We start from the raw sequence: 23855 nt of genomic DNA on the forward strand, positions 1-23855 counted from the left end.
GTTACCCCGCGTCACACCGGCGAATGTCAAAGCCGCGAGATCGCGTCAGATCCAGTTGAGCCGCCAGAGCCGGAAGACACCGGTGCCGTCCGAAAGATACTGGCCACCGCCGACGTCCTCGCTGGTCACCACGTACTCCTTGGCCTGCCAGAGCGGAATGACCGGAACATCTCGGGCGACGGCGTCCTGCAGCGACCGGAAGTCGTCCGTGGCGTCACCGCGGTCCTCGAACCGCTGACTGGCCTGAATCAGATCGTCGACCCGGCCGCTGCTGTAGCCGGTGCTCATGGTTCCGTCGGTGCCGACGAGCGGGCCGCCGTAGGTGTCCGGGTCGGGGTAGTCCGCGACCCAGCCGACCGCGTACGCGTCGAGCTTGCCGCCGACCCAGCGCTTCTGGAAGTCGGTCCACTCGTAGCCCTTGACGGTCACCTTGAACAGACCGCTCGCCTCCAGCTGCCGCTTGATCTCCTTCGCCTCCTGGGCGGCGGAGGCGCGGCCGATGCCGTAGCCGTAGGTGAAGCGGACCGGCAGGCTCACTCCGGCCTCGGCGAGCAGGGCGCGGGCCTTCTGGGCGCTCTGTTTCGGGTAGGCGTCGAAGAACGCCGTGGTGTGGCCGGTGATGCCCGTCGGGATGAGCGAGTACAGCGGGTCCACGGTCCCTTCGTACACCGTGGCCGCCAGCCGCTCTCGGTCGATCAGCCAGGCCATCGCCTGGCGGACCTTGGTGTCGCGCAGCGGCGAGGAGGCGCGGGTGTTGAGGTAGAGGTTGCGGACCTCGGAGCTGTCGGCCTCGGAGACCCGCATGGTCGGGTCGCTCGGGTTCAGCTCGGCGAGCGTTTTCGGAGGCAGCTGCCGGGTGGCGGCGTCGACCTGCTTCTTCTCCCAGGCGCTGTCGAGGGCGTCGGCGTCCTTGTAGTAGCGCAGTTCGACGGGGCGTCCGGCGTCCTTGACCGCGCCCTCGTAGCGGCCGTTGGGCGAGAGGTCCGCCTTTTTGTTCTTCGTATACGCCGTCAGCTCGTACGGGCCGGTGCCGTCCACGCCGTTGTCGGTGCGCAGGCCGTCGGCCGGGTACTTGGTGCGGTCGACGATCGAGCCGGCCCCGGTGGCCACCTTGAACGGGAAGGTGGCGTCCGGGGTGGACAGCCGGAAGGTGACGGTCAGGCCGCTCGCGGACACGGACTTGAGGGTGTCCAGCAGCGCGGAGGGGCCGACGTCCGACTTGATCTTCTTGACGCGGTCGAAGGAGTACTTCACGTCCTCGCCGGTCATCGCGCGCCCGCTCGGGAAGGCGAGCCCCTCCCGCAGCGTGCACCGGTAGGTGCGCAGATCGCCGCCGGTGAACGCACAGCTCTTCGCCGCGTCGGGCACCGGCTTCGCGCCGCCCGCGTCGAAGGTCAGCAGGGACTGGAAGACGTTGCTGAACAGGGCCCAGGACCCGGCGTCGTAGGCGCCGGCCGGGTCGAGTGACGTGACGACGTCCGACGTGCCCACCTTGATGGTCTTGCCCGAATTCTCCTGCGACGGCATCAGCTGCCAGCCGCCCACTCCGACGGCCGCCAACACCAGCAGCGTCGCGAGAATCCGTATGCGAACCGATCGCATCGGTGCCCTCCCCGGAGCCCTCTCGGCCCCCAGCGCAAGCGCCGCCTCCCCTGGCGGCGCGGCTCACCTAACCACACGCGTTTCAGCTCGGGGAAGAGGGATCTTGAGAGTTGAGAAAGTCATTGCCGCGAGGTGTTACCGCCGGGTTTCACAGGGCCCCCACAGCGTCCGCCGGGAGGGGTCACGGGCCTGCTTCTCAGGCTTGCCCCGACGCCAGTTCGATCACCGTGATGTCCGACGGGGCGCCCACCCGGGTCGGCGGACCCCAGGCGCCGGCGCCGCGGCTGACGTAGAGCTGGGTGTCGCCGTACCGTTCCAGCCCCGCGACGGTCGGGTTCGCGAGCTCGGCGACGAGGTTGCCGGGCCAGAGCTGGCCGCCGTGGGTGTGGCCGGAGAGCTGGAGGTCCACGCCGTGGTCGACGGCGTCGTGGATCTGGATGGGCTGGTGGGCGAGGAGCACGCACGCGCGTGCCGTGTCGCGGTCGCCGAGCGCCTTGGTGAAGTCGGGGCCCCGGCCCTCGCTCTCGCCCGCGATGTCGTTGACGCCGGCGAGGTCGAAGTACGGCAGTTCCGTACGGTCGTTCTCCAGCGGGCGCATACCGAGCCGCCGTACCTCCCGCACCCACTGGTCGGCGCCGGAGAAGTACTCGTGGTTGCCGGTGACGAAGAACGTGCCGTGCTTCGCCCGGAGTCGGGCCAGGGGTGCCGCCGCGGGGCCGAGGTCCTTCACGCTGCCGTCCACCAGGTCGCCGACGACCGCGATCAGGTCGGGCTGAGTGGAGTTGATCGTGTCGACGACCGTCTGCGCGAAACCGCGGCCGAGGACCGGACCGAGGTGGATGTCGCTGACGACGGCGATGCGGTAACCGTGCGCCGCGCGCGGCAGCTTGGCCAGCGGCACGGTGACCCGCTTGACCTTCGGGCCGCGCAGGACGCCGTACGTGCCGTACCCGACGGTCCCGATCGCCGCGGCGGCCGCGGCACCGGCGGCCACACGGGAGACGAAGAGTCGGCGGGAGGGAAGCGGCGTTCCCGGGGCGGCGCCAGGGGCGGATTCCGGCTCGGTTTCCGGGTCTGTTTTCGGGCCTGCGTCCGGGGCCGCTTCCGCGGCGGGCGGCTGCGGCCCGGCCGCCCGTGATTCCTCGGGCGGCGCGCCCGCCGGGACGGATTCCGGCTGCGGTACGGCTTCGGGCCGCGGCAGGAGGGCCTCGGCGGGCGCCCGTCGCCTGTCCCGCCGTTCGAGGAAACGTCGCAGCAGGGGCCGTACGACCTCACCCGCCACCGCACCGAGCAGCAGGTAGATCGACAGCGCGAGCCACAGGAAACCGGGCCACGCCAGCACGCGTTGCAGCCAGAAGGGAGCGCCGGTGCGCTCGCCCACGAGGGCGCCGACCGCCATCAGCCAGCCGCCGGCGATCAGCGCGGCACCCGCGCGGCGCACCCAGCCGCGGCGCTCGGTGGTGTCGCGGAACAACCGGCGCCACAGGTACCAGTTGCCCGTCACCAGGACGCCCAGGGCGAGCAGCGCGAAGACGATGACCACGGAGTCGTATCCCTCAGTTCTCTTTTATGACGTCTGGCGCAGTGCGCGCACTCCGCGCAACCCGATGGCCCCGACGACCGTCCCCAATACGAAGGAAACGACGGCGAGCAGCAGGTGCACCCAGAAGTACGCGGTCGGGTCGCCCGCGTCGTCGAACGCCAGCCCGCTGCCGTCCTTGACGAGATTCTTGACGAAAGTGATCCAGATGATCCAGCTCCACACCCCGAAGGCGAGCAGGAACCAGGAGACGGGGCGGCTGAGCTTCATACGCCCAGTATCTCCGCCGGGTGTCCGGTTCCGCGTCCGGGGTGGGGCGGGCGGCGGGACTTCCCGGCCCCCGGCATGTACGTTTCCGACCGTGTCCGCACCTCAGAAGACCGCCAGGCGCGCCCTGCTGGTCACTTCCGCCGCCCTGACGTCCTTCGCACTGGCCGCCGCGCCCGCCTTCGCGGCCCCCAGTCCGAAGCCGTCGGCCTCGGCTTCGTCCTCGGCCAGTCCGTCGGCCACTCCCCCCGCGAAGATGTCGACCGTCGGCGGCGCCCGGCTCGGGCAGCCCGGGACGCAGGTCAATCTGGCGAGCGGGGTGCCGGTGCTGCCGAAGGACATCAGCGCGCGGTCGTGGATCGTGGCCGACGCGGAGTCGGGCGAGGTGCTGGCCGCGCACAACGCGCACTGGCGGCTGGCCCCGGCGAGCACCCTGAAGATGCTGTTCGCCGACACGCTCCTGCCGAAGTTCCCCAGCACCACCGAGCACAAGGTCGTCCCTGCGGACCTGACGGGCGTCGGCGCCGGCTCCAGCATGGTCGGGATAAAGGAGGACGAGACGTACACGGTCCACGACCTGTGGCTCGGCGTCTTCCTGCGCTCGGGCAACGACGCGGTGCATGTGCTGTCCGCGATGAACGGCGGTGTGAAGAACACCGTCGCGGAGATGAACGAGCATGCCGAGGAACTCCAGGCCCTCGACACGAACGTGGTCAGCCCGGACGGCTACGACGCCCCGAGGCAGGTGTCGAGCGCGTACGACCTGACGCTGTTCGCCCGCTCCGGGCTGCAGAAGAAGGACTTCCGCGAGTACTCCTCGACCGTCACCGCGAAGTTCCCCGGCGAGACCAAGAAGAACAAGAAGGGCAAGAAGGTCCGCGGGTCCTTCGAGATCCAGAACACCAACCGGCTGCTGTCCGGCGACTCCGACGTCGATGTCTACCCGGGCATCGCGGGCGTGAAGAACGGCAACACCACCAATGCCGGCGCCACCTTCACCGGCGTCGTCGAGCAGGGCGGCAAGGTGCTGCTGGTCACGGTCATGAACCCGGAGAAGGACGAGCACAACGAGGTCTACAAGGAGACCGCCAAGCTCTTCGACTGGGGTTTCAAGGCCGCGGGCAAGGTCGAGCCGGTGGGTGAGCTGGTGCCGCCGAAGGGTGCGGAGGCGCGTGCCCCGGCCGGGGCGAACGACAGCGGCCAGGCGGGCGGGGCGTCCGCCTCGGCTTCGGGTCCGGCTTCCGGCAAGCCGATGGCGGCCGCCGTCGAGGACGGCTCGGGCGGCATCGGTATCGCCCTGGCGATCACCGGTGGGGTGCTGGTGCTGCTGGCGGCGGGCGCGTTCCTCGTCAACCGCCGGTGGCCACTGCCGGATCTGGTACGTCGGCGGCACTGACGTCCGTGTCCTCCTTGCTCTGCGTCGCCGTCCAGGCGGCGCAGAACAGCACCAGCTTCGACGTGAAGTTGATCCACAGCAGCAGCGCGATGGGGACGCCGAAAGCGCCGTACATGCTCTTCGACGCCACGCCCTGCATGTAGCCGCTGAGCAGCAGCTTCAGCAGTTCGAACCCGACCGCGCCGATCAGCGCCGCCACCAGCAGCCGGCGGCGCGTCGGCTGGACGCCGGGCAGCAGGGTGAGGACGTAGAGCAGCAGCAGGAAGTCGGCGAGTACGGCGATCAGGAACGCGACGGTCCGCAGCAGGACCGCGCCCCAGCCCTCCCGGTCGATGCCGATCTCATCGCTGATCCAGCCGACCATGGCGGAGCCCACGGTGGACGCGGCGATCGTGACGAGCAGGGCGCCGCCGAGGCCGAACAGCACGCCTGTGTCCTTGGCCTTGCGCAGGAGCGGGTTCCCCTCCTCGTCGGGCAGCTCCCACACCGCGCGCAGACACTCGCGCACGTTGCCGACCCAGCCGATGCCGGTGAACAGCAGGACGGCGCCGGCGATGAGGCCGATGGTGCCGGCGTTCGCGACCAGGCTCTCGATGTCCAGCTGGTCGGAGATGCCGGGCACCTGGTCGGCGAGCTTGTCCTGCAGTTCCTTCTGCTGCGACGTGCTGAGGGTCGCGGCGGCGACCGCGGCGGCCACCGTCAGCAGGGGGAACAGCGCGATGAAGCTGATGAACGTCATCGCGGCGGCCAGCCGGGCCCACTTCACCCGGTCCAGGCGCTCGTACGACCGCCACGCGTGCGTGGCCATCAGCCGGGCGACCGCCGGCCCGACCACAGGGAGTTTCTTCAGCCAGTCCATGATCCGACTCTCCCCTCGGTGCGGAACACCCATGTGCGGGTACCCCGAAAGCGCAGGACAGTGGCGGATGCCGTGCCGATGCCGAGGAGTTCTCCGCGGGTGTCTACCAAGGGGTCACCGCCAGCCCGTACATCGCGAGCCAGACCAGGCCGATGAGGGCCAGGGCGCGGTCGCCCAGGACGACCTCCTCGGGTTCGCCCGCCGTGCCGCGGTCGGCGAAGACGGCGTAGCGGAGGACGGCGAGGATGAAGGCGACCACGGACAGCTGACGCCAGGGCAGCACACTGCTGTGTGTGCCGCCTTCCTCCAGCGCCCACAGGCAGTACCCGAGGACGGCGACGCCGGCCGCCAACTGCCAGACGAACCGCAGGTATCCGGTGGTGTACTCGGTCAGCAACGCCCGCGTGGCGCCCGCTTCCCCGGCCATCTGCACCGCTTCCGAGTAGCGCTTGGCCGCCACCATGAACAGGGCCCCGAATCCGGTCGTGATCAGGAACCACCGTGAGAGCGGGATGCCCAGCGCGAGCCCGCCGACCATGGCCCGCATCAGGAACCCGGTCGCGACCAGGACGAGGTCCACGACGAGGACGTGCTTGAGGCTGACGCAGTAGGCCAGTTGCATGCCCAGGTAGGCGGCCAGCAGGGCCGGGACGAGGGGCGGGGTGAGCCAGACGGCTCCGGCGAGCGCGAGGGCGGCGAGGACGCCTCCGACGGTGTACGCGAGGGACACGGGGACCCGTCCGGCGGCGACCGGGCGGTGGCGTTTGGTGGGGTGGGCGCGGTCGGCCTCGGCGTCGCGGGCGTCGTTGATCAGATAGACGGCGGCGGCGCAGGCCGTGAACAGCGCGAAGACCAGAGCGAGTCGGGTGAGGGCGTGCGCGGTGAAGAGCTGCCCCGCCGCGGCCGGGGCGGCGATGACGAGGATGTTCTTGACCCACTGCTTGGGGCGCGCGGTCCTGACGAGGCCGCCCAGGAGGGAGCCCTCGCGGGGTGGTGGGGTGCGGCGTGGAGGCGTGCGCTGCTCCAGAAGCGCCGTGCTCTTGGAGGGCGCGCTGTTGGTGAGGGGCGCTGCCTCAGTCACACGCGCCGCCTCGCATCCAGCGCGCTCCGGCGCGTGCCGTGAGCGCTCCCAGTGCCGCGCCCGCCGCGACGTCCGAGGGGTAGTGGACTCCGACGACCAGGCGCGAGAGGCACATCGCGGCGGCGAAAGGCGGGAGGGCGCGTGCCCCCAGTACGCCGAAGGCGACCGCGGCGGCGGTCGCGGAGGCCGCGTGCGAGCTCGGGAAGGAGTGTCGGCCGGCGGTGCGGACGAGGGGTTCGACGTGCGCGGGGCGCGGGCGCCGCACCACCCTCTTCACGCCCATGCTGACGACGTGCGCGCCAGCGACGAGCGCTGTTCCGCGCAGCCAGGCGCCGCGCCGCGCGCTGTCCACGGCGGCCCCCGCGAGGCCCGCCGCGAGCCACAGTGCCCCGTGCTCGCCGGCCCAGGACAGGGCACGCGCGGCACCGCCGACGCGCGGGTCGGCACCGCACGCCCGGAACGCCGCGAGGATGCGGTGATCCATGCCGTCGAGGGCGTCGGGGCGGGCGCGGTCGTCGAATCGGTCCATGGAGAGCCACTGTTCACGTCAGCACCGGGATAACTCCGGCAATATTGAGCGACATCCCATTAATCACCCATTTCGGGGAGAGGATGAATGTCCCGGAATGTTTGGGAATCAATCGCCCACTCAAGGGCGATACGGTCACCGACATGTCTGCCGAGACCGTTTCCGTCACGGGATGGGGCCGCACGGCACCCACCACGGCCCGCCTGATCCGCCCACGGACCTACGAGGAGGCCGCGGCCGCCGTCCGGGGGTGCGGACCCCGTGGAGGCATCGCCAGAGGCCTGGGACGGGCGTACGGGGACGCCGCGCAGAACGCCGGCGGAGCGGTCCTCGACATGACGGGCCTGGACCGCGTCCACGTGATCGACGCCGCCGACGGCATCGTGCTGTGCGACGCGGGCGTCTCCCTGCACCGGCTGATGCGGGTGCTGCTGCCGCTGGGCTGGTTCGTGCCGGTGACGCCCGGCACCCGCCAGGTCACGGTCGGCGGAGCGATCGGCGCCGACATCCACGGCAAGAACCACCACGTCTGCGGTGCCTTCTCGCGGCACGTCCTGTCCTTCGAACTCCTCACCGCCGACGGCGAGGTCCGCACGGTGAGCCGCGGCACGCCCCTGTTCGACGCGACCACCGGCGGCATGGGCCTGACCGGCGTGATCCTGACCGCGACGGTCCGGCTCCAGCCGGTCGAAACGGCGCTGATGTCGGTGGACACCGAACGGGCACGGGACCTGGACGACCTGATGGCCCGTCTGTCGGCCTCCGACGACCGGTACCGCTACTCGGTCGCCTGGATCGACCTGCTCGCGCGCGGTGCGGCGACGGGGCGCGCGGTCCTGACCGGCGGCGACCACGCGCCCTTGGAGGCGCTCGGCACCCGCGCGCGCAGAGAGCCGCTGGCCTTGCGCACCTCCCGGCTCCCGGCGATGCCCGCCCACCTCCCGGAGGGCCTGCTCACCCGGACGACCGTGGGCCTCTTCAACGAGCTCTGGTACCGCAAGGCGCCACGCGCGCGTACCGGGCAGCTCCAGAGCATCTCCGCCTTCTTCCACCCCCTGGACGGCGTGCCCCACTGGAACCGCGTCTACGGCCGCGGCGGCCTCGTGCAGTACCAGTTCGTCGTCGGGTACGGCCAGGAGGAGGCCCTGCGCCGGATCGTGCGCCGCGTCTCGGAGCGCCGCTGCCCCTCCTTCCTGGCCGTCCTCAAGCGCTTCGGCGACGCCGACCCGGGCTGGCTCTCCTTCCCCGTGCCCGGCTGGACGCTCGCCCTCGACATCCCGGCGGGCCTGCCGGGCCTCGGCGCCCTCCTGGACGAACTGGACGAGGAGGTGGCCGCCGCCGGGGGCCGCGTCTACCTCGCCAAGGACTCCCGGCTGCGGCCCGAGCTGCTCGCGGCGATGTATCCGCGCCTCGACGACTTCCGGGCGCTGCGCGCCGAGCTGGACCCGCGCGCGGTGTTCGTCTCGGACCTGTCGCGCCGTCTCTCCCTCTAGGCAATCCCGGCAACTTCCGCTCACCCCAGGCAACCTCTAGGAGCTGCTGTCGTGAAGGACGCCTTCGGCATCCCCCAGTCCCTGCTCGTCCTCGGCGGCACGTCCGAGATCGCGCTGGCCACCGCGCGCCGCCTCGTCGCCCGTCGCTGCCGCACGGTGTGGCTGGCGGGCCGCCCCTCCCCCGCGCTGGAACGGTCCGCGACCGATCTGCGCGCACTGGGGGCCGACGTACACACCGTCGCCTTCGACGCGCTCACCCCCGAGTCCCACGAGACGGTCCTCGGCAAGGTCTTCGCGGAGGGCGACATCGACATGGTGCTGCTCGCCTTCGGGATCCTCGGCGACCAGGCGCACGACGAGCGTGAGCCGGCGAGCGCGGTGCGGGTCGCGCAGACCAACTACACGGGCGGGGTGTCGGCCGCCCTGGTCTCCGCGCGCGCGTTGCAGGCGCAGGGCCACGGCTCCCTGGTGGTCCTCTCCTCGGTCGCCGGCGAACGCGCCCGTCGCTCCAACTTCATCTACGGCTCCAGCAAGGCCGGCCTCGACGCCTTCACCCAGGGCCTGGGCGACGCCCTGCACGGCACCGGCGTGCACGTCATGGTCGTACGCCCCGGGTTCGTACGTTCGAAGATGACGGCGGGCCTTCCGGAGGCACCACTGGCGACGACACCGGAGGCGGTGGCGACGGCGATCGAACTGGGTCTGAGGCGCCGCTCGGAGACGGTGTGGGTGCCGGGGGTGCTGCGCGTGGTGATGTCGGCCCTGCGGCACGTACCGCGAGAGCTGTTCCGAAGGCTGCCGGTCTGAGCGGTTCGGACGCGCCCCTTCAGGGGCGCGGGAAACTGCGCGACTCCACGGGCGCCGAACCCTGCGGCGGCACAACAATCCCCCCGAAGGCGTACTCGCGCAGCTTGCGCCACACTCCGTCAGCGCCCTGCTCATACAGAGCGAAGCCCGTGCAGGGCCACTCGGCGGTGAAGTCACCGAGCTCTTCGTACGCCCGGTCCATCGCCTCGTCGTCGATGCCGTGGGCGACGGTCACATGCGGGTGATACGGGAACTGCAGCTCACGCGCCACCGGCCCCGACGCGTCACGCACCTGCTTCTGCAGCCAGGTGCAGGCCTCGGCGCCCTCCGCGACCTGGACGAACACCACCGGCGACACGGGCCGGAAGGTACCCGTGCCGGACAGCTTCATCGGGAACGGCCGACCCGCCGCGGCGACCTCGGTCAGATGCGCCTCGATGGCGGGGAGCGCGGTGTCCTCGACCTCGGTCGGCGGCACCAGCGTGACATGCGTGGGGATACCGTGAGCCGCGGCGTCACCGAAGCCCGCGCGCAGCTGTTGGAGCAGGCTGCCGTGAGGCTCCGGGACCGCGATCGACACGCCGATCGTTACGGTCCCCACGTCGTCTCCCTGTCTTCCTGTCGGGTTCGTCCCGGCCGTACGGCTATCGACTGTACGGCCACGGCTGTGTTGTGGGCAGGCGCAACCGTAGTGATGTGCAGCGCTCTGTCCAGTGGTACGTGTGTGCGGGCCTACGCCTCAGTGCTTGGCGGGCAGAAAGCCGACCCGGTCGTAGGCCTGTGCCAGCGTCTCCGCGGCCACCGCGCGCGCCTTCTCGGCACCCTTGGCCAGGATCGAGTCCAGTGTCTCGGGGTCGTCCAGATACTGCTGGGTGCGCTCCCGGAACGGCGTCACGAACTCGACCATGACCTCGGCGAGGTCCGTCTTGAGCGCACCGTAGCCCTTGCCCTCGTACTTCTGCTCCAGTTCCGCGATTCCCGTACCCGTCAGGGTCGAGTAGATGCCGAGCAGGTTGCTGACACCGGGCTTGTTCTCGGCGTCGAAGCGGATGACGGTGTCGGTGTCGGTGACCGCGCTCTTGACCTTCTTGGCGGTGGTCTTCGGCTCGTCGAGGAGGTTGATCAGGCCCTTCGGTGTGGACGCCGACTTGCTCATCTTGATCGATGGGTCCTGAAGGTCGTAGATCTTCGCCGTCTCCTTGAGGATGTACGGCTTCGGAAGCGTGAAGGTCTCGCCGAAGCGGCCGTTGAAGCGCGTGGCGAGGTCGCGGGTGAGCTCGATGTGCTGGCGCTGGTCCTCGCCGACCGGGACCTCGTTGGCCTGGTAGAGCAGGATGTCCGCGACCTGGAGGATCGGGTACGTGAAGAGGCCGACGGAGGCCCGCTCCGCGCCCTGCTTGGCGGACTTGTCCTTGAACTGGGTCATACGGGAGGCCTCACCGAAGCCCGTGAAGCAGTTCATGACCCAGGCGAGCTGGGCGTGCTCGGGGACATGGCTCTGGACGAACAGCGTGCAGCGCTCGGGGTCGAGGCCGGCGGCCAGGAGCTGGGCGGCGGCCAGGCGGGTGTTCGCCCGCAGCTCCGCCGGGTCCTGCGGAATCGTGATCGCGTGCAGGTCGACGACCATGTAGAACGCGTCGTGGGACTCCTGCAGGGCTACCCACTGGCGGACGGCGCCGAGGTAGTTGCCGAGGTGGAACGAGCCTGCGGTGGGCTGGATTCCGGAGAGCACGCGGGGACGATCAGAGGCCATGCTCACCATTCTCTCAGGTACCGGCCCCCGATCCGGGACCGGTCGGAAACAGATGGGAACCGATCCGTCTCCTGCGGTGTAACAAAGGTGTGAGAACGCGGGAGGGGGGCCGCATCGTCGATGAGGCCGCGGTGATCGCACGGGTACGCGCCGGAGAGCCGGAGGCGTACGCGGAGCTGGTGCGCGCCCATACGGGCATCGCGCTGCGGGCGGCCGCGGCACTGGGGGCGGGTGCGGACGCGGAGGACGTGGTGCAGCAGGCCTTCGTCAAGGCGTACTGCGCGCTGGGCCGGTTCAAGGACGGCGCGTCGTTCAGGCCGTGGCTGCTGTCGATCGTGACCAATGAGACGAGGAACACAGTGCGTACGGCGGCCCGCCAGCGCACGCTCGCCGGCCGCGAGGCAGCGTTCGTGGAGGCTGAGCCGCTGATACCGGAGGCTGCGGATCCGGCGGTGGCGACCCTCGAGACGGAGCGCCGCGCGGCCCTGCTGTCCGCCCTGGAGAAGCTGAGCGAGGAGCATCGCCTGGTCGTCACCTACCGCTATCTGCTGGAGATGGACGAGTCCGAGACCGCCCAGGCGCTGGGCTGGCCCCGGGGCACGGTGAAGTCCCGGCTGAACCGCGCGCTGCGGAAACTGAGTCGGCTGCTGCCGGATTTCGAGCCTCGGGAAGGGGGTGATGAGCGTGAGTGAGGGGCGAGAGCCGTACGGCGGTGAGGGCGGCCGTGGGCCCGAGGGCGCCGGTGGCCGGGGTCCGCGCGGTCGCGGCGGTGACCGGGGTCCGGGTCCGTGGGGGCGTGGCCGTGGGCGGGCGTCGCGGGGCGGTGACTCCCGGCTGCCGGAGGAGCTGCGGGCGCTGGGCAGGTCGCTGGACGCGCCCGGGGGCGAGGAGGCCGACGGGTCCGTGGGCTCCGAGACCATGGTCGAGCGGGTGCTCGGGCAGATACTCGCCGACCAGGTGCCGGTCCCGGTGGCCGAGCCGCCCCCCGTCCGTGAGCGGCTGACCGCGGTGCGGCGCTGGACGCGGATGCGGTGGCGCTCCCTGAGCGCGGCGCTGTGCGGCCTGCTGACGGTGCTCGTGCTCACCCCGCCGGTGCGGGCCGCGGTCTACGACTGGTTCGGTTTCGCCGGGGTCGAGGTGCGGTACGACCCGTCGGCGACGCCCTCGCCCGGCGCCGGGGCGCCCGGCTGCGGCCGCTCGGTGTCCCTTGCGCAGGCCGAGCGGCGGGCCGGGTTCGCGCCGCTGGTTCCGGACGCGTTCGGCAGCCCGGACGCGGTGGCGGTGACCGCGGAGCCGCAGGGGCGGACCGTGGTCACCCTGTGCTGGCGTGAGCGGGGGAGGACGATCCGGCTGGACCAGTTCGCGGCCGGTCTGGACATCGCCTTCACGAAGACCGTGCGCGAGCAGCCGGAATGGATCTCCCTGGGCGCCGACCCCGAGGACGTCGGCGGGGCGAACGACACGGCTCTGTGGTTTCCGCGCCCCCACCTGCTGAGCTTCTGGCTGGTGGACACGGGCGGGGAGCGCTACACCCGCACCGAGCGGACCGCCGGGCCGACCCTGCTGTGGAGCCATGGGACGGGCACCGAGGACGTGACGCTGCGGCTGGAGGGCGTGGCATCGCGGGCGCGGGCGGTGGAGATCGCGAAGTCGCTGGAGAAGTCCCCGAAATAGTGCGGCCGGGGTGGGAACCCCGGCGGGCCGGGCGGTGTACCAGAAGTGACACACGGCTCGCGAAGACGGGGGCGGGCCGTACGGCAGCGGCTGGTGGGGGGTTCTGATGCACAGGCGGATGAGCGGCTGGAGGGGTGGGCGGCGTCGACTCGGGGCGCTGGCAGGGGTGGTGGTGGCCGCGCTCGGGCTGGCCCTGTGGGGTGCCGGGTCCGCTTCGGCCGGTGGGCCGACGAGCGTGCTGATCGTCTCGCCGGAGAGTACGGAGACGGCCTCGCTCTACCACTCCGACACGAAGTACGGCGAGTTGCAGCGGCTCCTCGGCGAACCGGGCGCGGGCACGGCGGACAAGCCGCCCGAGGCCGACCTGGCCGCCGGCCCACAGATCAATGTCACCTGGATGCTGCACGACGTGACGCCGTGGCGGGTCGACCGGGTCCATCCGGCGGTGGACTCCGAGGCTGTCTGGATACACACGGCGGCGAATCTGGACGCGTCGACGAACGGCACCTGGCACCGCGCCGAACGGCCGGCCGTCCTCCGCGGGCTCCTCGAGAACCTGGGCGTGATGGGCGAGGCCGCCGACGGTGACTACCCGGTGGAGTACCCACCGCCCTGGGACATGTACGGCACGGAGCCGGCGGAGGCCACCGAGTCGGCGCCCGCGGCGGCCCCGGCCCAGCGGCCCGGGTCGGGTGACGGCGCCGACTGGTGGTGGGCGCTGCCGGGTCTCGCGGCCGGGGCGGTGCTGGCGCTGGTGCTGCGGCCTTTCGCCACGCGACTGCCGGACGTGCCGGCGCTGCGACGGCGGAGGGTGCGGGAACCGGGGCCTCGGCAGGAACTGAGGGATGTGTGAGGGCTTGCTTCCGGGGTCCCGGAGTCGGGCCGGCCGTCGGGGTCGCGACCGGGGTCGACGGGGGCTGCTGATACGCCGCGCGGCGGGCCGACGGGGAGCCGGACCGCCGCGGGAGGAGCCACGTCAGAACTCATCGAGCTGATCGATCTGACTGATCTGACCGATCCGTGAGAGTCGCCGGTCTTTGACAACTCAAGAGAGCGTTGGTCAGCCCAGGTCGATCTCGGGGTAGAGCGGGAAGCCGGCCACGAGGTCGGTGGCGCGGTGGGAGATCTCGTCCGCGACCTTGGCGTCGAGGATGTGGGCGGCCTTGGAGGGGGCGCCCGACTTGGTGGTGCCCGGCTCGGTGGCGGTGAGGACGCGGTCGATGAGGCCGGCGACCTCGTCCATCTCGGCGGTGCCCAGGCCACGGGTGGTGAGGGCGGGGGTGCCGATGCGGATGCCGGAGGTGTACCAGGCGCCGTTGGGGTCGGCCGGGATCGCGTTGCGGTTGGTGACGATGCCGGAGTCGAGGAGGGCGGCCTCGGCCTGGCGGCCGGTGAGGCCGTAGGAGGAGGCGACGTCGATCAGGTTGAGGTGGTTGTCGGTGCCGCCGGTGACGAGGGTGGCGCCGCGTCGCATCAGACCCTCGGCGAGGGCGCGGGAGTTGTCGACGATGCGCTGGGCGTAGACCTGGAAGGAGGGCTGGCGGGCCTCGGCCAGCGCCACCGCCTTCGCGGCCATGACGTGCGGGAGCGGGCCGCCGAGGACCATCGGGCAGCCGCGGTCGACCTGGTCCTTGAGGGAGTCGTCGCACAGGACCATGCCGCCGCGCGGGCCGCGCAGCGACTTGTGGGTGGTGGTGGTGACGATCTGGGCGTGCGGGACCGGGTCGAAGTCACCGGTCAGCACCTTGCCCGCCACCAGGCCGGCGAAGTGCGCCATGTCCACCATCAGGGTCGCCCCGACCTCGTCGGCGATCTCGCGCATGATGCGGAAGTTCACCAGCCGGGGGTAGGCGGAGTAGCCGGCGACGATGATGAGCGGCTTGAACTCACGGGCGGACACCCGCAGCGCCTCGTAGTCGATCAGCCCGGTGGCCGGGTCCGTGCCGTAGGAGCGCTGGTCGAACATCTTGCCGGAGATGTTGGGGCGGAAGCCGTGGGTGAGGTGGCCGCCGGCGTCCAGGGACATGCCGAGCATGCGCTGGTTGCCGAAGGCCTGACGGAGTTCGGCCCAGTCGGCGTCGGTGAGGTCGTTGACCTGGCGGACGCCCGCCTTCTTCAGGAAGGGGACCTCGACGCGGTCGGCGAGGACGGACCAGAAGGCGACGAGGTTGGCGTCGATGCCGGAGTGCGGCTGGACGTAGGCGTGGCGGGCGCCGAAGAGCTCCCTGGCGTGCTCGGCGGCGAGCGACTCCACGGTGTCGACGTTGCGGCAGCCGGCGTAGAAGCGGCGGCCGATGGTGCCCTCGGCGTACTTGTCGCTGAACCAGTTGCCCATCGCGAGGAGGGTGGCCGGGGAGGCGTAGTTCTCGGAGGCGATCAGCTTGAGCATCTCGCGCTGATCGTGGACCTCCTGGCCGATGGCGTCGGCGACGCGCGGCTCGACGGCGCGGATCACATCGAGGGCGGCGCGAAAGGCGGTGGACTCGGTGGAGAGGGGCTGCTGGTCCGACATGTGCGGCCTCCGGATGGCGTGGCGGTTGCGGTCACGATTCACGGTTCGGCCCAGGCGCACGGCACTCGGTCACGCACGGGCCGCTCCCCGATGGTCCGTCCCATCCCAGCGCGCCAGTCACGGCCCGTGGGCCACCCTACCGGCCGGCCCGGACGCTGGAGTGCCCGCGTCCACCATGCGAGCGAGGAATCACCCTGCTCCGGGCCCTGGTCGCCGTCCGCGGTCGGCATAGGGGCGACCCTGTGCGGCAGGCCGGGTCAGGACGGCTTGCGGCCCCAGGCGAGGACCATGAAATTGGGGATGTAGGTGCTTCCCTGGAGCTTCGTCAGGGTGATCACCTCCTCGATGTCCGCGTCGCTCACCTCGCCCGTCTCCAGGAGCCGTGGCCGCAGGGATCGCAGGGTGAGAGGGAAGAAGGCCGAGGAACCGCCGGTCAGGACGGGCGCGTAGACCTCCGCCCCGACCTCGGTCAGCCCGGCGTCCGTCAGGGCCTGCGGCAGGCGTCGGCCAGTGCCGGGGTCCACCCCCGCGGCGCCGAAGGCGGCCCGCAGCGCGCGGCCGAGGCGCTCGGCCACCTCGATGTACTGAGGCGGGTAATAGCGGGCGGCGGCCGGGTACATCGGCCCGTCGATGTCGAAGTCCTCCACGACCACCCAGCCTCCGGGCCGGGTCGCGGCGACCATGCGCCGCAGCGCCTCGTCACGGTCGGAGAGGTGTTCCACCACGGCACGTGCGTGCACGAGGTCGAAGGGGGCGTCGGGGAGCCGGTCCGTGAGGATGTCGTGCCGGCGCACCTCCAGGTTGGACAGGGTGTGGGCCTCGGCGAAGCGCGTGTCGAGGTCGACGGCGAGCACCCGCCCCGCGGCGCCGACCTGCCGGGCCAGCCAGCGGGCGATGCTGCCGGCGCCGCAGCCCACCTCCAGACATCGCCAGCCCTCGGCGACTCCCAGCTCGGTGAGCCGGTGCCGGCTCTGGCTGTCGTAGATCTCCTCCAGCGCGCTGAGCCGGCTGTGCTCGCGCTCCCAGGACGGGTCGAAGACGTATCCGTTCTCCACCGTGGCCGTGTCGCTCACCGATCGCCCCTCTGCCGTTCGTCACGGGTCGATCATTCTGTCGCGTCAGAGGATCACGTGGGGCAGGAAGCGCGCGTATGCGTCAGTCACCGGTCCGGGCGACTCGCGGATGCCGAGGCCCGCGGACTCGTCCTCGACGACCCAGGCGCCGAGGACGACACGGTTGCCGTCGAAGTCCGGCAGGAGGGACAACTCCTGGTAGCAGCAGGGTTCTTCGCGCGGTACGGGCACGGCGCCGGGTTCATGGATCGTCACGCCGGCGCCCTCGCGGCCCAGCAGCGGCTTGGCGACGTACCCCTTGGAATCGGCCAGCTCCCGTGGCCCGTCCAGATAGGCGGGGAGGAGGTTGGGGTGGCCCGGGTACAGCTCCCAGAGGATCGCCAGGAGCGCCTTGTTGCTCAGCAGCATCTTCCAGGCGGGCTCGATCCACAGGGTGCTGCCCGTGCCGCCGCCGTTGTCGAGGGTGTCGAGGACGTGGTCGGCGAAGCGGTCGGTGGTCAGCCACTCCCAGGGGTAGAGCTTGAAGCCGCTGCGGATGAACCGGAGTTGCTTGTCGACGAAGCGGCTGGACAGGGGGTCCCAGCCGATCTCCTCCATGGAGATCCAGGCGGTGTCCAGGCCGGCCTGCTCGGCGGTCTCCTGGAGATAGGCGACCGTCATGAGGTCCTCGCCGAGTTCGTCGGCCGAGGAGTAGGCGAAGTACAGGGGGCTGCCGGGCGGGAGCAGCGTGGCCTGCTTCTTCCACGCGGCGATGAGGCGCTCGTGGAGGGAGTTCCACTGGTCGGCGCCGGGGAAGCGCTCCTCCATCCAGAACCACTGGGGGGAGGCGGCCTCGACGAGGGAGGTGGGAGTGTCGGCGTTGTACTCCAGGAGCTTGGCCGGGCCGGCGCCGTCGTAGCGGAGGTCGAAGCGGCCGTAGACGGAGGGGAGTTCGGCGCGGCGGCGCCAGGCCTCGGCGACCGCGTCCGCGACGCGCGGATCGGTGATGCCGAGGTCGGCGAAGCGGCCCGTCGTGACGATGTGGTCCGCCGCCCGCAGGCACATGAGGTGGAGTTCCTCGACGACCTCCTCCAGCGCCTCGACCTCGTCGAGGGAGAAGACGTAGTACGCGCTCTCGTCCCAGTAGGGGCGCAGAGAGTCGTCGGGGTAGCGGGTGAGGGGATAGATGAGTCCCTGTTCCTCGACGGTCTGCTGCCAGCCGGGGCGGGGTTCGGTGGTGCGGCGTTCCATGGTGTGCGTCCGCTCGTCGTCCGGCGTCCGCTCAGCCGCCGCCGCTGCCGCCGGAGCAGCCGAAGCCGCCGCGGTCCACGGCCTCGCTCTTGCTGAAGGTGCCGTAGTCGGCGTAGCCGGAGCTGACGTCGGCGTCGTAGTACCAGGCGGCGTCGGCGGTGCCGGTCCTGCCGGTCTTCTTCTTGCCGTTCTTGCCGTACGAGGAGGAACTGGAGCTGCCGGAGTCGCAGTTCTTGTCGGCGACGACCTTGTAGCCCTCGTAGGTGTAGCTGTCGCGGTCGACGCAGCGGCGGTCGGGTTCCGAGCCGCAGGACGTGAGTGCCGCCGCGACGAGCCCCATGCCGCCGAGCACGACCGTGCTCGAGCGCAGCCGGCGCCGTGTCTCCGCCATTTTCGCGTCTCCCCGTTGTTCGTCGCCGGTGGTTCGGCTCTGGGTTGTCCGGCGGTCAGCCTAGAGATCGGTAATAAGCGTCACGCAGGCACCCCGCCCGTCGCACCCCCTCCCCTACAGTCGCTTTGTGCTCTTTGGGATGGTGTGTGCGCTTGGTGCGGCGGTCTGTTTCGGTACCGCGACGGTGTTGCAGGCGGTTGCCGCGCGGGCGGCGGGCAGCGGGGGCGGTGGGGAGGCGGCGCTGCTGCTGCGGGCGGTGCGGCAGTGGCGGTATCTGGCGGGGCTGGGGCTGGACGGGGTGGGGTTCCTGTTGCAGATCGCGGCGCTGCGGTCGGTGCCGATCTATGCGGTCGGGGCGGCGTTGGCGTCGAGTCTCGCCGTGACCGCGGTGGTCGCGGCGCGGTTGCTGCGGGTGCGGTTGAGCCGGGCGGAGTGGGGCGCGGTGGGGGTGGTGTGTGCCGGGCTCGCGATGCTGGGGGTCGCGTCGGGGACGGAGGGGGATCTGGAGGGACCGGACGCGTTGAAGTACGTGATGCTCGCTGTCGCCGTGGGTGTGCTGCTGCTCGGGCTCGGCGGCGGGCGGCTGCCGGAGCGGGGGCGGGGGCCGCTGCTCGGGCTGGGGGCCGGGTTCGGGTTCGGGGTGGTCGAGGTGGCGGTGCGGCTGATCGACTCGCTCGCGCCGTCGGAGCTGCTCGTGAATCCGGCGACGTACGCCCTGCTGCTGGGCGGGGGCGCGGCGTTCCTGTGTCTGACGGCGGCGCTGCAGCGGGGGTCGGTGACGGCGGCGACCGCCGCGATGGTGATCGGGGAGACGGTGTGGCCCGCGCTGGTGGGGGTGGTGTGGCTGGGGGACCGTACGCGGGAAGGGCTGGGGTGGCTGGCGGTGCTGGGGTTCTTGGTCGCGGTGGTGGGGGCGTTGGGGTTGGCGCGGTTCGGGGAGGCGCCGGTGGAGGAGGAGTCGGTCGGCGTGTGACGGTTCGTTGTCGTCGCGGTGGGCCGGATTGTCCTCCCCCGCCGCCCTTGCCCGTTCCCATCCTCAAGGGCTGCCGACGGGGCCGAAGACCGAGGGTGAAGCTCAGGGCTATGGCATGACCCTGCACAGCGCCTCCAGCGCCCCCGCCCACGCCCGGTCCGACGGTGCCCCGTACCCCACCACCAGGGCGTCCAGTCGCTCTGTCACCGCTTTCGGGTGGCGGAAGTAGGACAGGCCGTGGAGGGCGACGCCCTGCCAGGCGGCGGACTGGACGACGGACTGTTCGGTGCCGGGCGGGAGGCGGAGGACGGCGTGGAGGCCGGCCGCGATGCCGGTGACGTGGACGTCGGGGGCGTGCAGGGCCAGGGCCGCGACCAGGGCGTCCCGGCGGCGGCGGTAACGCAGGCGGGAGGCGCGGACGTGGCGGTCGTAGGCGCCGGAGACGATGAACTCGGCCAGGGTCAGCTGGTCCAGCACTCCGCAGGTGTCGACCTTGCCCTTCGCCTCCGCGGCCGCCTCCGCCAGTGCGGGTGGGAGGACCATCCAGGCCAGCCGGAGGCCGGGGGCCAGGGACTTGCTGGCCGTGCCGAGGTAGACGACGTGGTCCGGGTCGAGGCCCTGGAGCGCGCCGACCGGCTGGCGGTCGTAGCGGAACTCCCCGTCGTAGTCGTCCTCCAGGACCAGGCCTCCGGTGCGCCGCGCCCAGTCGACGACCGCGGTCCGCCGGTCCCGGTGCAGGGGCACGCCCATCGGGAACTGGTGGGCGGGGGTGAGGAGGACGGCCCCGGACCCGGCCGCCCCGCCCGGGTCCGTGCCCAGTTCGTCGTAGGGGAGCGCCTCGGCGCGCAGGTCCGCCGCCGTCAGCTGGTTCCAGTGCACGTCCAGGCCGTAGGACTCCACCGCGACCGACCGGACGCCGCGTGCCCGCAGGACCGTGCCGAGGATGCGGAGGCCGTGGGCGCAGCCGGCGGTGATGAGGATGCGGTCGGGGTCCGCGCGGACGCCTCGCACGCGGGCGAGGTAGCCGGCGAGGGCGGTGCGCAGTTCGACGCTGCCGCGCGGGTCGCCGTAGCCGAGGGTGTGGTGGGGGGCCGCGAGGAGGGCCCGGCGGGCGGCCTTGAGCCACTCGCCGCGGGGGAAGGCGGTGAGGTCGGGGGTGCCGGGGCGGAAGTCGTGGGCGGGGCGGTGCGATGCGCGGCGGCCGGGTCCCGTGGCCGACGGCGGGATCACCGCGCGGTCCGCCACCCGGGTGCCGGAGCCCTGTTTCGAGGTGAGCCAGCCTTCGGCGACCAGGTCGGTGTAGGCGTCGGCGACCGTGTTGCGGGCGACGCCGAGGTCGGCGGCGAGGGAGCGGGAGGAGGGCAGCCGGGTGCCCGGGGCGAGACGGCCGGTGCGGACGGTCTCGCGCAGGGCGTCGGTCAGGCCGCGGCGCAGGCCGGGACCGGTGGGTTCCAGGTGGAGGTCGACGCCCAGAGTGGCCCAGGTTTTCGGCATGGAAATGGACCATACCCGTGGGCAGCCTCACGCATAGTGTCGCCATTATGACGACGCACACCGATGACCGTCCGACGACCGTGGAGTACGCCCCTGAACACACTCCCCGGCTGAACTGGGCCGAGCAGGCTCCCGAGGTCTTCAAGGCGATGGTCCGCCTCGATGCCGCCGCCCGGAAGGGTCTGGACCCGAAGCTGCTGGAGCTGGTGAAGGTCCGCGCCTCCCAGATCAACCACTGCGCGCTCTGTGTCGACATGCACAGCAAGGAGGCGTTCGCGGCGGGCGAGAGCGTCGAGCGGATCGTCCAGCTGAGCGCGTGGGAGGAGTCGGAGCACTTCTACACCGGGCAGGAGCTCGCCGCGCTGGCGCTGACGGAGGCGGTGACCGTCCTCACGGACGGGTTTGTGCCGGACGAGGTGTACGAGCGGGCCGCCGAGCACTTCACGGAGGCCGAGCTGGCGCAGTTGATCGCGGCGATCGCCGTCATCAACGCGTGGAACCGTTTCGGGGTGACCTGCCGGCTGGTGCCGGGGCACTACCAGCCGGGGAACAAGTGACGGGGCGTACGCGGCTGCTGGACCCGGGCGTCGGGCAGGCCATGTCCGCGCTCAGCGCCGCCGCGAAGAAGGGGCTCGGGGACCCCGCGCTGGCCGAACTGGTGGTGATCCGGGCCTCGCAGCTCAACCACTGCGCGTTCTGTCTCGACATGCATCTGCGGATCGCTCGTGAACACGGGGTGAGCGAGCGCAAGTTGGACCTGTTGGCGGCGTGGGAGGAGGCGGGGGACGTCTACGACGAGCGGGAGCGGGCCGCGCTGGCGCTGACGGAGGCGGTGACCGTCCTCACGGACCGGTTCGTGCCGGACGAGGTGTACGAGCGGGCCGCCAAGCACTTCGACGACAGCGGGCTCGCCCATCTCATCGGTCTGATCGTCGCCATCAACAACTGGAACCGGGTGATGGTGAGCCGCCGTATCCCGCCGGGAGGCCACACGCCATGAGCAAGGTCGAGATCTTCCGCAAGCTGCACCGCCGCCCGGCCCAGGACGATCCGCTCGTCCTGCCGGGTCCCTGGGACGCCGCCAGCGCCCGCGTCTTCGCCGAAGCCGGTCATCCGGCGCTCGCGACGCCCAGCGCGGGGGTCGCCGCCGCCCTCGGATACGAGGACGGGGCGACGCCGGCCGACGAGATGTTCGCGGCGGTGGCGCGGATCGCCCGGGCCGTGGACGTTCCGGTGTCCGCGGACGTCGAGAGCGGGTACGGGATGGCTCCGAAGGAGCTGGTGGAGCGGCTGCTGGAGGCGGGTGCCGTGGGCTGCAACCTTGAGGACTCCAACGGGGGTGTCCTCAAGGACCCGCACCAGCACGCCGAGTGGCTCGCCGAGGTGCGGTACGCGGCCGGGGACGCGCTGTTCGTCAACGCCCGGATCGATACGTTCGTGCGCGGGGTCGAGGATCCCGAACCGACCATCGAGCGGGCGGCGTTGTACACCGCGGCGGGCGCCGACTGCGTGTATCCGATCGGCGCCCCGGCGAAGGTGCTGCCGTTGCTGCGGGCCGGGATCCACGGGCCGATCAACGTGATCGCGCTGGTCGGCAGCGGCCTCTCCCCCGCCGAACTCGGCGAGCGGGGCGCCACCCGGGTCACGTTCGGGCCGGGCCTGCAGCGGCGCTCGTCCGAGATTCTCTCGGAGCTGGCCGCGGAGATGAGGTGACCGGGCAGAGGTGACCGGGCAGGGGCACGCCCCGCCGCGCCCGGGGGCTAGAAGGTGAGCGACGCCGTGTAGTAGACCTTGCCGTTGCTCATCTGCCAGCCGTAGGCGCCGGTGCGCAGCCCCTTGGGGCACTGGCGCCACGCCGTGGTGAAGGTGTCGTAGCCGGGGATCGTGCCGTCCTTGTAGACCTTGGCGCTCTGGCCGTCGGGGCCGTAGCAGGTGATGCCGAACTTGCCCTTGGCCGACCTGGAGGTCGTGTTCGAGAACTTGACCTTGGCCTTGGTGCCCGACTTGGTGATGCACCGGGCCGTCAGCTTGCCGCTGCACGTCCACCTGGTGGCGGCATCCGCGGACGGCGCGGCCAGTCCGACGAGCGAGAGGGTGGTGAGCGCCGCCAGGGTGAGATGCGTGATCTTCTTCATGCGCCTCAGCCCACCAGACGGCGCGGGAAGCGACAAAATCGCTTTCGCCCGTAAGGGGGCGGTTCACCACCATTCCCAGTGGATCTTCTTACGCGATCCATGCCTGCCAGGTGGACGCATGGCCGGCCACCCACTTCTTCGCCGCCTGCTCGGGTGTCAGCTTCTGTTCGGCGATCATCAGGGAGACCTCGTTCTGGTCCTCGGTCGTCCACTTGAACTTCTTCAGGAAGGCCGCCGCCTTGCCGCTGCTCCGGGCGAAGTCGGCGTTGAGGTACTTCTGCAGCGGGGTGTGCGGATAGGCGCAGGCGACGTTCTCCGGGTCGGCGTCACAGCCCTCTTTGTAGGCGGGGAGCTTCACCTCGGTCATGGGGACCTTCTTGAAGAGCCACTGCGGTGAGTACCAGTAGGTGAGGAAGGGCTTCTTCTCCTTGGCGAACTGCTTGATCTGGGTGATCTGCGCGGCCTCGGAACCGGCGAACACGACCTGGTAGTCCAGCTTCAGGTTGTTCACCAGCGCCTTGTCGTTGGTGACGTAGGAGGGCGAGCCGTCCATCAGCTGGCCCTTGCCGCCGCTCTCCGCGGTGCGCATCTGGGCGGCGTACTTGTTCAGGTTCTTCCAGTCGGTGACGTCCGGGTGCGCCTTGGCGAAGTACGTCGGGACGTACCAGCCGATGTGCCCGGTGACCCCGAGGCCGCCGCCGTTGACGATCGTCTTCTTGTCCTTGACGTAGCGCTGTTCCTGCTCGGGGTGGCCCCAGTCCTCCATGATCGCGTCGACGCGGCCCTGGCTGAGCGCGTCCCAGGCGGGGACCTCGTCGACCTGCACGGTGTCGACGCGATAGCCGAGTTCGTGCTCCAGCAGGTACTGCGCGACGGCCACGTTGGCCTGCGCGCCCACCCAGGACTGCACGGACAGGGTCACGGTCTTGGCGCCCTGCGCGTTGGCGAAGGGCGAGGCCTGCTGGGTCATGTCGGCGGCACCGCAGCCGGTCAGCAACAGCAGGGAAGCGGCACCGGCCACTACGGCAGTCGTACGTACGCGCATG

25 protein-coding genes, 1 pseudogene and 1 riboswitch are annotated in these 23855 nt (G+C 71.3%); of the genes and pseudogenes, 10 read left to right on the forward strand and 16 right to left on the reverse strand.

Translation table 11 applies throughout. The annotated features are described in order from the left end of the window. Positions 1-45: 45 nt before the first annotated feature. The 3 genes from QF037_RS18900 to QF037_RS18910 all read right to left on the reverse strand — a co-directional run bounded on the left by QF037_RS18900 (position 46) and on the right by QF037_RS18910 (position 3412). Complete coding sequence (locus QF037_RS18900; protein WP_307026813.1) at positions 46-1602, reverse strand: ABC transporter substrate-binding protein; 1557 nt, start codon at positions 1600-1602, stop codon at positions 46-48. Positions 1603-1798: 196 nt separating this feature from the next. Then, complete coding sequence (locus tag QF037_RS18905; RefSeq protein ID WP_307026815.1) at positions 1799-3145, reverse strand: metallophosphoesterase; 1347 nt, start codon at positions 3143-3145, stop codon at positions 1799-1801. A 24-nt stretch (positions 3146-3169) separates the two neighbouring features. Then, on the reverse strand, positions 3170-3412 hold the full coding sequence (locus QF037_RS18910; protein ID WP_266888822.1) for an SCO4848 family membrane protein: 243 nt from the start codon (positions 3410-3412) through the stop codon (positions 3170-3172). Between the two features lie 91 nt (positions 3413-3503). On the opposite strand from QF037_RS18910, the gene QF037_RS18915 reads away from it, so the two are divergent. Beyond that, on the forward strand, positions 3504-4805 hold the full coding sequence (locus QF037_RS18915; RefSeq protein WP_373463751.1) for a D-alanyl-D-alanine carboxypeptidase family protein: 1302 nt from the start codon (positions 3504-3506) through the stop codon (positions 4803-4805). Here QF037_RS18915 and QF037_RS18920 read toward each other — a convergent pair. The 4 genes and pseudogenes from QF037_RS18920 to QF037_RS18930 form a co-directional block, all read right to left on the reverse strand. Next, a complete protein-coding gene (locus QF037_RS18920) occupies positions 4759-5664 on the reverse strand; it encodes a YihY/virulence factor BrkB family protein (protein WP_307026819.1) in 906 nt (301 codons plus the stop codon). The genes QF037_RS18915 and QF037_RS18920 overlap by 47 nt on opposite strands. After that, positions 5652-5744: pseudogene (locus QF037_RS51010) on the reverse strand (GtrA family protein); the annotation flags it as partial. The gene QF037_RS18920 and the pseudogene QF037_RS51010, both read right to left, overlap by 13 nt. A 23-nt stretch (positions 5745-5767) precedes the next feature. Further along, positions 5768-6745, reverse strand: coding sequence for a decaprenyl-phosphate phosphoribosyltransferase (locus QF037_RS18925; protein WP_307026821.1), 978 nt, complete (start codon positions 6743-6745; stop codon positions 5768-5770). Then, positions 6738-7274, reverse strand: a complete 537-nt coding sequence (locus QF037_RS18930) for a phosphatase PAP2 family protein (protein ID WP_307026823.1) — start codon at positions 7272-7274, stop codon at positions 6738-6740. Before QF037_RS18930 ends, QF037_RS18925 begins: the two co-directional genes overlap by 8 nt. A 143-nt stretch (positions 7275-7417) precedes the next feature. Here QF037_RS18930 and QF037_RS18935 point away from each other — a divergent pair, with 143 nt between their 5' ends. Together QF037_RS18935 and QF037_RS18940 are read left to right on the forward strand one after the other, a co-directional pair. Further along, the gene (locus tag QF037_RS18935; protein ID WP_307026826.1) at positions 7418-8767 is read left to right on the forward strand and encodes an FAD-binding protein; all 1350 of its coding nucleotides are present in this window, start codon (positions 7418-7420) and stop codon (positions 8765-8767) included. Between the two features lie 51 nt (positions 8768-8818). Further along, positions 8819-9574: a decaprenylphospho-beta-D-erythro-pentofuranosid-2-ulose 2-reductase gene (locus QF037_RS18940; protein ID WP_307026827.1), complete on the forward strand. Its 756-nt coding sequence runs from the start codon at positions 8819-8821 to the stop codon at positions 9572-9574. Between the two features lie 19 nt (positions 9575-9593). On the opposite strand, the gene QF037_RS18945 is transcribed toward QF037_RS18940, so the two are convergent. Together QF037_RS18945 and trpS are read right to left on the reverse strand one after the other, a co-directional pair. After that, a complete protein-coding gene (locus QF037_RS18945; protein ID WP_307026829.1) occupies positions 9594-10175 on the reverse strand; it encodes a 2'-5' RNA ligase family protein in 582 nt (193 codons plus the stop codon). A gap of 138 nt (positions 10176-10313) precedes the next feature. Next, positions 10314-11327, reverse strand: a complete 1014-nt coding sequence (gene trpS / locus QF037_RS18950; RefSeq protein ID WP_307026832.1) for a tryptophan--tRNA ligase — start codon at positions 11325-11327, stop codon at positions 10314-10316. A 131-nt stretch (positions 11328-11458) separates the two neighbouring features. Between trpS and QF037_RS18955 the strand changes: the two genes are divergently transcribed. From QF037_RS18955 to QF037_RS18965, 3 genes are all read left to right on the forward strand, one after another. Then, on the forward strand, positions 11459-12019 hold the full coding sequence (locus QF037_RS18955) for an RNA polymerase sigma factor (protein WP_267015047.1): 561 nt from the start codon (positions 11459-11461) through the stop codon (positions 12017-12019). Beyond that, on the forward strand, positions 12006-13001 hold the full coding sequence (locus QF037_RS18960) for a hypothetical protein (RefSeq protein ID WP_307026835.1): 996 nt from the start codon (positions 12006-12008) through the stop codon (positions 12999-13001). Before QF037_RS18955 ends, QF037_RS18960 begins: the two co-directional genes overlap by 14 nt. 118 nt (positions 13002-13119) lie before the next feature. Next, entirely contained in the window at positions 13120-13854 is a 735-nt protein-coding gene (locus QF037_RS18965) for a hypothetical protein (RefSeq protein ID WP_307026837.1), read from the forward strand. A gap of 207 nt (positions 13855-14061) precedes the next feature. Here the strand turns inward: QF037_RS18965 and QF037_RS18970 are convergent, their stop codons facing one another. From QF037_RS18970 to QF037_RS18985, 4 genes are all read right to left on the reverse strand, one after another. Beyond that, the gene (locus tag QF037_RS18970) at positions 14062-15513 is read right to left on the reverse strand and encodes a glycine hydroxymethyltransferase (protein ID WP_307026839.1); all 1452 of its coding nucleotides are present in this window, start codon (positions 15511-15513) and stop codon (positions 14062-14064) included. Between the two features lie 41 nt (positions 15514-15554). After that, positions 15555-15644: riboswitch (ZMP/ZTP riboswitch) on the reverse strand. A 126-nt stretch (positions 15645-15770) separates the two neighbouring features. Further along, positions 15771-16586: a methyltransferase domain-containing protein gene (locus tag QF037_RS18975; protein ID WP_307026841.1), complete on the reverse strand. Its 816-nt coding sequence runs from the start codon at positions 16584-16586 to the stop codon at positions 15771-15773. 45 nt (positions 16587-16631) lie between these two features. Continuing rightward, positions 16632-17816, reverse strand: a complete 1185-nt coding sequence (locus QF037_RS18980) for a glutathionylspermidine synthase family protein (protein WP_307026843.1) — start codon at positions 17814-17816, stop codon at positions 16632-16634. A gap of 31 nt (positions 17817-17847) precedes the next feature. Beyond that, positions 17848-18207, reverse strand: coding sequence for a hypothetical protein (locus tag QF037_RS18985; protein WP_307026845.1), 360 nt, complete (start codon positions 18205-18207; stop codon positions 17848-17850). A 139-nt stretch (positions 18208-18346) separates the two neighbouring features. On the opposite strand from QF037_RS18985, the gene QF037_RS18990 reads away from it, so the two are divergent. Beyond that, a complete protein-coding gene (locus QF037_RS18990) occupies positions 18347-19180 on the forward strand; it encodes a hypothetical protein (protein WP_307026847.1) in 834 nt (277 codons plus the stop codon). A 108-nt stretch (positions 19181-19288) separates the two neighbouring features. Here the strand turns inward: QF037_RS18990 and pdxR are convergent, their stop codons facing one another. Continuing rightward, positions 19289-20674: a MocR-like pyridoxine biosynthesis transcription factor PdxR gene (pdxR, locus tag QF037_RS18995; protein ID WP_307026849.1), complete on the reverse strand. Its 1386-nt coding sequence runs from the start codon at positions 20672-20674 to the stop codon at positions 19289-19291. A 47-nt stretch (positions 20675-20721) separates the two neighbouring features. Here pdxR and QF037_RS19000 point away from each other — a divergent pair, with 47 nt between their 5' ends. The 3 genes from QF037_RS19000 to QF037_RS19010 are packed head-to-tail and all read left to right on the forward strand — an operon-like array spanning position 20722 to position 22387. Then, positions 20722-21231 (forward strand): carboxymuconolactone decarboxylase family protein, encoded by a 510-nt coding sequence (locus QF037_RS19000; RefSeq protein WP_307026851.1) that lies wholly within the window; start codon positions 20722-20724, stop codon positions 21229-21231. After that, on the forward strand, positions 21228-21674 hold the full coding sequence (locus QF037_RS19005) for a carboxymuconolactone decarboxylase family protein (protein ID WP_307026853.1): 447 nt from the start codon (positions 21228-21230) through the stop codon (positions 21672-21674). Before QF037_RS19000 ends, QF037_RS19005 begins: the two co-directional genes overlap by 4 nt. Next, a complete protein-coding gene (locus QF037_RS19010; RefSeq protein ID WP_307026855.1) occupies positions 21671-22387 on the forward strand; it encodes an isocitrate lyase/PEP mutase family protein in 717 nt (238 codons plus the stop codon). Before QF037_RS19005 ends, QF037_RS19010 begins: the two co-directional genes overlap by 4 nt. A 47-nt stretch (positions 22388-22434) precedes the next feature. Here QF037_RS19010 and QF037_RS19015 read toward each other — a convergent pair whose 3' ends face one another. Further along, positions 22435-22809 carry a hypothetical protein gene (locus QF037_RS19015; RefSeq protein ID WP_307026857.1) on the reverse strand — a complete coding sequence of 125 codons (375 nt, stop codon included), beginning with the start codon at positions 22807-22809 and terminating at the stop codon, positions 22435-22437. 88 nt (positions 22810-22897) lie between these two features. Next, positions 22898-23854 (reverse strand): ABC transporter substrate-binding protein, encoded by a 957-nt coding sequence (locus tag QF037_RS19020; RefSeq protein ID WP_307026860.1) that lies wholly within the window; start codon positions 23852-23854, stop codon positions 22898-22900. Position 23855: the final 1 nt, after the last annotated feature.

The sequence above is a fragment of the Streptomyces canus genome (genome assembly GCF_030815415.1).
GTDB lineage: Bacteria > Actinomycetota > Actinomycetes > Streptomycetales > Streptomycetaceae > Streptomyces > Streptomyces canus_F.

Excerpts from the sequence above, each read along its gene's own strand:
- QF037_RS18900 (WP_307026813.1), bottom strand. The coding sequence starts at position 1,602 with ATGCGATCGGTTCGCATACGGATTCTCGCGACGCTGCTGGTGTTGGCG.
- QF037_RS18910 (WP_266888822.1), bottom strand. The coding sequence starts at position 3,412 with ATGAAGCTCAGCCGCCCCGTCTCCTGGTTCCTGCTCGCCTTCGGGGTG.
- QF037_RS18920 (WP_307026819.1), bottom strand. The coding sequence starts at position 5,664 with ATGGACTGGCTGAAGAAACTCCCTGTGGTCGGGCCGGCGGTCGCCCGG.
- QF037_RS18930 (WP_307026823.1), bottom strand. The coding sequence starts at position 7,274 with ATGGACCGATTCGACGACCGCGCCCGCCCCGACGCCCTCGACGGCATG.
- QF037_RS18935 (WP_307026826.1), top strand. The coding sequence starts at position 7,418 with ATGTCTGCCGAGACCGTTTCCGTCACGGGATGGGGCCGCACGGCACCC.
- trpS (WP_307026832.1), bottom strand. The coding sequence starts at position 11,327 with ATGGCCTCTGATCGTCCCCGCGTGCTCTCCGGAATCCAGCCCACCGCA.
- QF037_RS18960 (WP_307026835.1), top strand. The coding sequence starts at position 12,006 with ATGAGCGTGAGTGAGGGGCGAGAGCCGTACGGCGGTGAGGGCGGCCGT.
- QF037_RS18965 (WP_307026837.1), top strand. The coding sequence starts at position 13,120 with ATGAGCGGCTGGAGGGGTGGGCGGCGTCGACTCGGGGCGCTGGCAGGG.
- QF037_RS18970 (WP_307026839.1), bottom strand. The coding sequence starts at position 15,513 with ATGTCGGACCAGCAGCCCCTCTCCACCGAGTCCACCGCCTTTCGCGCC.
- QF037_RS18980 (WP_307026843.1), bottom strand. The coding sequence starts at position 17,816 with ATGGAACGCCGCACCACCGAACCCCGCCCCGGCTGGCAGCAGACCGTC.
- QF037_RS18985 (WP_307026845.1), bottom strand. The coding sequence starts at position 18,207 with ATGGCGGAGACACGGCGCCGGCTGCGCTCGAGCACGGTCGTGCTCGGC.
- QF037_RS18990 (WP_307026847.1), top strand. The coding sequence starts at position 18,347 with ATGGTGTGTGCGCTTGGTGCGGCGGTCTGTTTCGGTACCGCGACGGTG.
- pdxR (WP_307026849.1), bottom strand. The coding sequence starts at position 20,674 with ATGCCGAAAACCTGGGCCACTCTGGGCGTCGACCTCCACCTGGAACCC.
- QF037_RS19000 (WP_307026851.1), top strand. The coding sequence starts at position 20,722 with ATGACGACGCACACCGATGACCGTCCGACGACCGTGGAGTACGCCCCT.
- QF037_RS19010 (WP_307026855.1), top strand. The coding sequence starts at position 21,671 with ATGAGCAAGGTCGAGATCTTCCGCAAGCTGCACCGCCGCCCGGCCCAG.
- QF037_RS19015 (WP_307026857.1), bottom strand. The coding sequence starts at position 22,809 with ATGAAGAAGATCACGCATCTCACCCTGGCGGCGCTCACCACCCTCTCG.
- QF037_RS19020 (WP_307026860.1), bottom strand. The coding sequence starts at position 23,854 with ATGCGCGTACGTACGACTGCCGTAGTGGCCGGTGCCGCTTCCCTGCTG.